The organism is Paenibacillus sp. N3.4, assembly GCF_008017805.1.
In the GTDB taxonomy this organism is placed as follows: Bacteria; Bacillota; Bacilli; order Paenibacillales; family NBRC-103111; genus Paenibacillus_E.
The window spans coordinates 24318-30938 of sequence record NZ_VRTT01000084.1 but is presented as its reverse complement, the minus strand read 5'-3'; the positions used below and the strand labels follow the sequence as shown (position 1 = coordinate 30938).

The 6621-nt window shown below is 42.8% G+C and carries 9 protein-coding genes and 3 pseudogenes; 10 read left to right on the top strand and 2 right to left on the bottom strand.

Annotated features, from left to right (window positions below; translation table 11 throughout):
* Positions 1–99: 99 nt before the first annotated feature.
* Positions 100–909: pseudogene (locus tag FU659_RS29295) on the bottom strand (NADP-dependent oxidoreductase); the annotation flags it as partial.
* Between the two features lie 76 nt (positions 910–985).
* On the opposite strand from FU659_RS29295, the gene FU659_RS29290 reads away from it, so the two are divergent.
* From FU659_RS29290 to FU659_RS29245, 10 genes and pseudogenes are all read left to right on the top strand, one after another.
* Positions 986–1204, top strand: a complete 219-nt coding sequence (locus FU659_RS29290) for a hypothetical protein (protein ID WP_147950806.1) — start codon at positions 986–988, stop codon at positions 1202–1204.
* Positions 1201–1440, top strand: coding sequence for a response regulator transcription factor (locus FU659_RS29285; protein ID WP_147950810.1), 240 nt, complete (start codon positions 1201–1203; stop codon positions 1438–1440). Before FU659_RS29290 ends, FU659_RS29285 begins: the two co-directional genes overlap by 4 nt.
* 182 nt (positions 1441–1622) lie before the next feature.
* A complete protein-coding gene (locus FU659_RS29280) occupies positions 1623–2075 on the top strand; it encodes a DUF2269 family protein (protein ID WP_147950805.1) in 453 nt (150 codons plus the stop codon).
* A 28-nt stretch (positions 2076–2103) separates the two neighbouring features.
* The gene (locus FU659_RS29275; RefSeq protein WP_147950804.1) at positions 2104–2286 is read left to right on the top strand and encodes a hypothetical protein; all 183 of its coding nucleotides are present in this window, start codon (positions 2104–2106) and stop codon (positions 2284–2286) included.
* 125 nt (positions 2287–2411) lie between these two features.
* Positions 2412–2792 (top strand): hypothetical protein, encoded by a 381-nt coding sequence (locus FU659_RS29270; RefSeq protein WP_222708667.1) that lies wholly within the window; start codon positions 2412–2414, stop codon positions 2790–2792.
* Positions 2793–3503: 711 nt separating this feature from the next.
* The gene (locus FU659_RS29265; protein ID WP_147950803.1) at positions 3504–4010 is read left to right on the top strand and encodes a GNAT family N-acetyltransferase; all 507 of its coding nucleotides are present in this window, start codon (positions 3504–3506) and stop codon (positions 4008–4010) included.
* Between the two features lie 378 nt (positions 4011–4388).
* Complete coding sequence (locus FU659_RS29260; protein ID WP_147950802.1) at positions 4389–4874, top strand: RrF2 family transcriptional regulator; 486 nt, start codon at positions 4389–4391, stop codon at positions 4872–4874.
* Between the two features lie 21 nt (positions 4875–4895).
* Positions 4896–5111: a hypothetical protein gene (locus tag FU659_RS29255; protein ID WP_187274477.1), complete on the top strand. Its 216-nt coding sequence runs from the start codon at positions 4896–4898 to the stop codon at positions 5109–5111.
* Between the two features lie 171 nt (positions 5112–5282).
* Positions 5283–5361: pseudogene (locus FU659_RS38450) on the top strand (SAM-dependent methyltransferase); the annotation flags it as partial.
* 11 nt (positions 5362–5372) lie between these two features.
* Positions 5373–5696: pseudogene (locus FU659_RS29245) on the top strand (transposase); the annotation flags it as partial.
* 69 nt (positions 5697–5765) lie between these two features.
* On the opposite strand, the gene FU659_RS29240 reads toward FU659_RS29245, so the two are convergent.
* Complete coding sequence (locus tag FU659_RS29240) at positions 5766–6620, bottom strand: helix-turn-helix domain-containing protein (protein WP_147950800.1); 855 nt, start codon at positions 6618–6620, stop codon at positions 5766–5768.
* Position 6621: the final 1 nt, after the last annotated feature.

Below are 6621 nucleotides of genomic sequence, written 5' to 3'. Positions count from 1 at the left end.
GCTTTCATTTGCTATGAGATTCTAGCATAGGCTGGTAAGAAGCTTGTTTCTATTCTTTTCTCTATAATCTTAATTACCAATAGTAAGCAGCGAAGAGCCCTTTTTCTCTAGTGCAGTAATCTTTCTGCTTACAATTGATAATATAATTGTTTTTAATATTCCTAGATTACTTTCTCTACCAAATTTGGCATTGGGTAAAGCCGAAATTGATACAATTTTGCCGTGTGGTTTAAGCACTTTAAAGGACTTCTCTAATGCTTCTCCGCCCAGAGTATCATAAACCGCATCATAGTCCTTTAATATTTCATCAAAGTTCTGTTTTTTGTAATTTATTATCAGGTCGGCTCCTAAGGACTTAACTAACTTATACCCTTTGTCACTTGCTGTAGTGGCAACATAGGCGCCCATTACCTTTGCAAGTTGAATGGCGAAGGTCCCTACTCCTCCTGCCCCTGCATGTATCAGTATCTTCTGGTCTTTCTTGAGACCCATAATATCGGCGAATGCTTGTAGGGTGGTAAGTCCAATCAACGGGATGGAAGCAGCTTCTTCGAAACTTAGATTTTGTGGTTTTAGCGAAATATCTTCTTCGTTAATTGCTATATATTCTGCAAAAGTTCCGATGCGGCTTTTTCTCGGTCTGCCATAAACTTCATCTCCAACTTTAAATGTTGTAACTTTTGAACCCAACTTAGTTATTTTTCCAGAAAAATCATTTCCAAGTATTAAAGGAAAATTGTATTTGAGAAGGAATTTCGTTTTTCCATCTCTTATTTTAAAATCGATTGGATTCAAGCTGGCTGCATGAATTTCAACAAGAACATCTTGCTCTCCAACTTCAGGCACCGGCAATTCTGCTAGTCTTAAAGGCATTTTTTTTCCGTATCGATCGATTACCATTGCTTTCACATCCATCACTCTCCAAACGTTTATGCGTTCAAACATTTAAACTAATAAGTTAAAAATTTTTATTTCATGTGGCCTGATGGCAATCATTCCGATTCATACAGGAACACTTGATTACTTGCTAACTCACCCTATTTCATCCACTTATTCCCAAATCCTGCCGGATCATAGGCTAAAGGAACTCCGAGTGCCGAAGGAACATATTGCTGGTTATTTTGTGAAAACGATCGATGTGACGGATTTTGAGGACGTGTCGATACGAGGGGCAGCAAGCTGTAGGGTTATTTGGACAAAATGATAGCGTCGTTCGGCCTTGTAGATCATTCCAAGCAGCAGGATGATGGTATGCCGATGCTATCCGAGCGGGAAAAAGAAGTGGTGGAACTGCTGGTGAAAGGTTATACGAATCAAGAAATTGCGACAGACTTGCATATTACAGAAGTAACGGTCAAGAAGCATTTGACAGCGGTATTTCGGAAGTTGAATGTCAGGAATCGAACGCAACTGGTTAACAGCTACTTGAAAAAAACATAATGATCGTAAGGAGACGAGCTTTCTTTCGGGAGAGAACTTGTCTTCTTTTTTTATCCGTGAGGAGAATGAAAGTATAACCGAATTCGACTATTTTGCTACGTTCGTATAATAGAATGTGCGAAAGCAAGATGGTACTCTTAATGTTATCAAATCAAGTATTCTAGAAAGGAGGAGACTGGGTAGTGAAGTGGTTGATGTTGATTCATGTATTATCGGCGATTATTGGTGTTGGTCCAACATTTTTCGGACACGTGTTGGTTAGGAACAACCAAACGTTGGAACAATTGAGACACTCCATGAAGTTGGCTCGTATGCTGGACTTTTTTCCGAAAATCGGGGGGTCCATTGCTGTGCTCTCAGGTATTCTGCTCATCACGCTGAACAACTACGGTTCTTACACGCAGTTGTGGTTATTGGGATCGCTTATACTCTATGTCCTGATCCAAATCGTTGTGATCGGCTTTGTAGCTCCGGCGCAAAAACGTGTCGCACAATGGGTGTTCGATGAAACGAACTTAAGCAAAATCGAGCTTCCTCAGGAGCAGAGGGCCAACCTCACAAGAGCGAATGCGATGCTTTATGCAGCTTCGGCAATGGGCGTGGTATTATTCGTATTTATGATTATTAAACCTTAATTAATTGATAAGACTGGAGTGGACTACTATGAAAAAGATTATGTTATTGGCTATTAGTTTGTTCATTCTAATGTCCGGCAGCGTATCGGCGCACGGAATAACGGCGAGTGATACGAAAAGCGATGGATTGACCATCGAGGTCAACGGAGTTGAAGTGAAATCCGCGGCGAATCATGTAACGACCGATGGTAAAACATATGTGTCCGTTTGAGCTTTCGCTGATTTGTTCGATCGTACGTATACCTTGAGCAAAGGGAACCAAGAAGTGGTTTTTAGCGGAAAACGATTTCAAATATTCGCATAAAGCAAGATGAACCGACGGCCTGGATCCGGGATTTGGCCGATGCGGTCCACGCCCAGCAAGTCAGCTGGGACGCTAAACAGGGAGTGTATGTACTGGCGCTTCCCGAAGGAACGATCAAAATAACGGATAGCGTGCCTGCCATGGGCGAACATTGGGCGAATCCGCAAGCAGGAGACCTCCCGACCGGACCGATCTACGGCGTACATGATGGAAAACTGGTGTTCCTTGAATATATGATTGCTCAGGACGATTTTATAAAAGGAGTTAACCATATCAACCTGCCTGGTATGAAGGGGGTCCCGTCACCCGCTGTCGTACAAGTGGATATTGAGTTCCAAGTGCATGGGCACGAAGGTTTCGAAGTTCCGCATTACGACATTCATTCATACTTTATTACCGACGAAGAGCAGTAGAAAATACAATAATCAGCAATAAACGGGGTCAGCCTATTAAGTTACCAGGGGCTGACTCCTTTTTGTCGTCTTTGTGATGCGGTGAACCTTGTCATAAGTGATCCATAATAATTCCCAGGCTCCGCCCGGAAGCCGATCAGATCACGGTTAATTCGCAGCATTGGGCCATTTATGGAATTGTTGTGTGTGTCCGCGGCATTCCAGAAGCACAACAATGTATTCATAGCCCTTGTTTGCTCGTTTTGCTGCAGCGTGACAACAGCGATGTAGCGATCACCATCCTTGGCGATTTGGATCCATTCCTGGTGTACACCAGTTTGCCCGATGAAGCCTTATGGTCATTTCGGTTCCAGTAATCATTTCGTCCATTAACAAAAGGTAATCTAACTGCGGATAATTTAATGATAGGAATAATATACATTGAATTACGTTTCAAGGTAATAAGTCTAACTATGATCCAGAACTTGGAGCACCGGAAAGTCATACTGACAAGAACCTTTTTTCATTCCCGATGGAAACATTCTGTAAACATAATGAAGTCCTTAGCCGTTATTCAGCTAGAGGGCAGATTTGCTTAATAAGTGCTTGCAGTCAAGCAGCACCTGTAAAGAGCAGATTAACGAAAGAAAGAGCGAGCGCTCATAGAGTCTGGGGCGCTATTTTTTGTTATAATTATACACATCCTATTTTAAGCGTTTGGGGGCATCTACCTTGAAAGTACTAGAAACAGAACGGCTAATTATTCGTCATCAAACGATTGAGGATGCGGCTTTTATCCTTGAGCTATTGAACGATCCTTCTTGGATCCAGTACATAGGCGATAGAGGTGTGAGAACCATCGATGACGCGCGGGACTACATTTTAAAAGGGGCTCTAGACATGTATGTCCGTTTGGGTTTCGGATTTTATTTGACGGAATTGAAGGATGGAGGTACTCCGATCGGCATTTGCGGATTGGTAAAAAGAGATTTCTTAGAAGATGTAGATGTTGGATTTGCTTTTCTACCTAGGTTCTGGGGGAAAGGATACGCCTTTGAGGCTGCTTCCGCAGTGATTGATTATGCACAATGCGTTTTAGGGCTAAAACGCATTGTGGCTATTACCTCTGAAGATAATCATTCGTCGGCCAAACTGTTAGAAAAGCTAGGGTTGCAGTTTGAAGGCATGATCCCATATGCGGGTACAGCTGAAGAATTCAGCTTATTTCGATTAAAGTAGTCCAGCCCGAGGTGAAGTAGCTGCAAATGTCTACCCACACTGGCTTTGCCAAACAAACGCTTGCCAACTGTGCTGAATGAGAAAGGAATAGTTTGCCGAGGTGAACTGCTCCTTTTCTTTGTTAAGCCTTCGGACGCCACCGCCTTGACGTTTTCTTACTCGAAGTCCCAACAGTCCCGGGTTGTTTCACCCGAGCCAACAATTATTCAACTTCCATTTCGAATTGAATCGTGACAGGCCATGCTGATGCCGTGCCGCTAAAAGACGGTTAATAGCAGATTTGTTAACTAAAAAGTCATTGTAAATTGAAGTTGAATCGTTTATTATGGCTATCACGGGTCCGTATTTATAATAGTCTTAGGAAGGGCGGAGGGGACCATGCAGTTCTCTAAAAGTACAGATTACGCTCTACACGCCTTACTTCATTTGGGTCACTCGGATCGTCGCAACAATGTTGGAATCAAGGAATTATCTGTGACACTTGGCGTTTCTGAAAGCTATTTATCTAAAATCATGTCCAAGTTGAGGCAGGATGGAATCGTACGTGCGGTACCGGGGGTGAACGGCGGTTACGAGTTGGCACGACCGGCCGAACAGATTACTTTTCTTGATGTGATTCAAGTAATTGAAGGAAGACAGCAATTGTTCGAATGCTCGAATTCGAATTCGCAGCAGCATCGGTTGTTAGCGGAAGCTGGAGATGTACCAGAGGAGCATGAACGCCCAAAAAAGAGCGGATGTTTGGTTGAGAAGGTGATGGACGGCGCGGAACAGCATCTGCACCAATACTTGCGGGAGCACTCTATCCAGTCGGTAATGGATGAAGCTTTCAAGCATTGCAAACATGAGGTAAACAAGAAGTGATACGCTTCTTGCACTCTAATTATGGATAACATAGATCTATATATGTTGGTGAAGATGATGAAAAACCAACATCTTGATGTGGTGATTATTGGCGGAGGCCCCGAAGGATTGAACGCCGCCCTCGTGCTGGAGATTGGATGGGAGCATATCAATTTCTTAGGCGAATACAAATTCAATTTTAGGCAGAACAAGTCTCTCGATTCATTACGACCGCTGAAACAACAGGAAGTTGAATGACCAGCGGTACAGGTAATAACGTGGACTATTGGGCTTAGAGTCAGAAAAAACGTTAAGTCGGTCACGTCCGAAGGCTTTGCGTACATTTTCGTTAAAATGTTGGCGGGCCCCCATAAAGGAGATAGAGATATGACGGAATTCTGGGTATCAAGTTTTATATAAAAACAAGAGATGTGGGGATTTGAACCTACAGACTCCGCAATCGTGGACAAAGGACTTTTTCCTTGAAAGAAATGTTAAGGACATACTGCAAAACCGTATGCGCTGCGGCGCCAAACCACTGGCGATTCTCCTGTCATTCGGGACAGCACGTGCCAACTGGGAACGTCTCAATGTCGATCAAAACATCGACACCGTGTGGTCGTCTTTCGTGACTTTGAAGGTAGAGAAATTCGCGTTGTGACCGATTTGATGGGCGTTACTGCTGAACAAATCGCTCTGATCTATAAAGCTCGCTGGCAAATAGAGGTGTTTTTTCGTTGGATCAAACAACATCTAAATCTCCCAACGCTATTCGGCACAACCGAAAACGCGGTCTTCGGGCAACTGTTTTCTGCGCTGATCGTCTTTATGTTGCCCAAATGGTATTTAATGGTGCAAACAGAGATTTGCCGCTTCATGCCGATCTTTTCTGATTAATCAACAGGCCTGTTGTTATTGAGCAGTACCAAACTTGCGGGATGTAATTCGATACGTTGTAGGTGACATCCCTTTTTTCGCTGTAAACTGTTTAATAAAGTAGGTGTCATACTCGAATCCAGTGGAACGTGCAATTTCATTAAGGCTCATATCGGTATGTGTCAAAAGGTCACTCGCAACCTTCAAGCGATGTGTAAGCAAGTAACCAAATGCTGTTTTTCCACATCTCTCCTGAAACAATTTATTCAGAGTCACACGGTTCAAATGCGCACAATTCGTCAAATCGTTTAATGAAATCTTTCGCGAATAATTAGTGTGTATATAATCTAATACTTCATCGACAGGTGAATGTTCACTATATTGAATTAATTCCTCCATCAAACCTAAAATTTGGATGAGATACTTTTTTATTCTGCACACCCAGAGTGCGTCACTTTGCGCCTGCACTTCGGTGCCAAGTACGAAAAACCATTCAAACAATAGGGGGTATGCTTTCTCAGTTACACGAGGTACACCCGTATACAAATAATCCCTTTGAAAAAGGGAAAGTCCTGTTTGAATTCTAGGAGCTGCTGGGAAATAATCCTTCGTTTCGGTAAGAGTAATGGTGTTAAGAAATTCGGGATGAAAACTAAAGGATTGAGCAGATACATTAATCTTTTCAACCACTTGCACATTATCGTCCTCAGCCAAGCAAAGGACACCAGGAGCGCTAATGGATATTGGACGTTCATTCAATATCCCATTTATACTTCCTGACGTAATAAAAATCAGCGTATACCGTTCAGGATAAGGAAGAATACTGAAATCCTCCACTGCGACAAATTCTATTTTCACCGTACGTTCTTTGTGTCGGTCCATTTGTGGCATT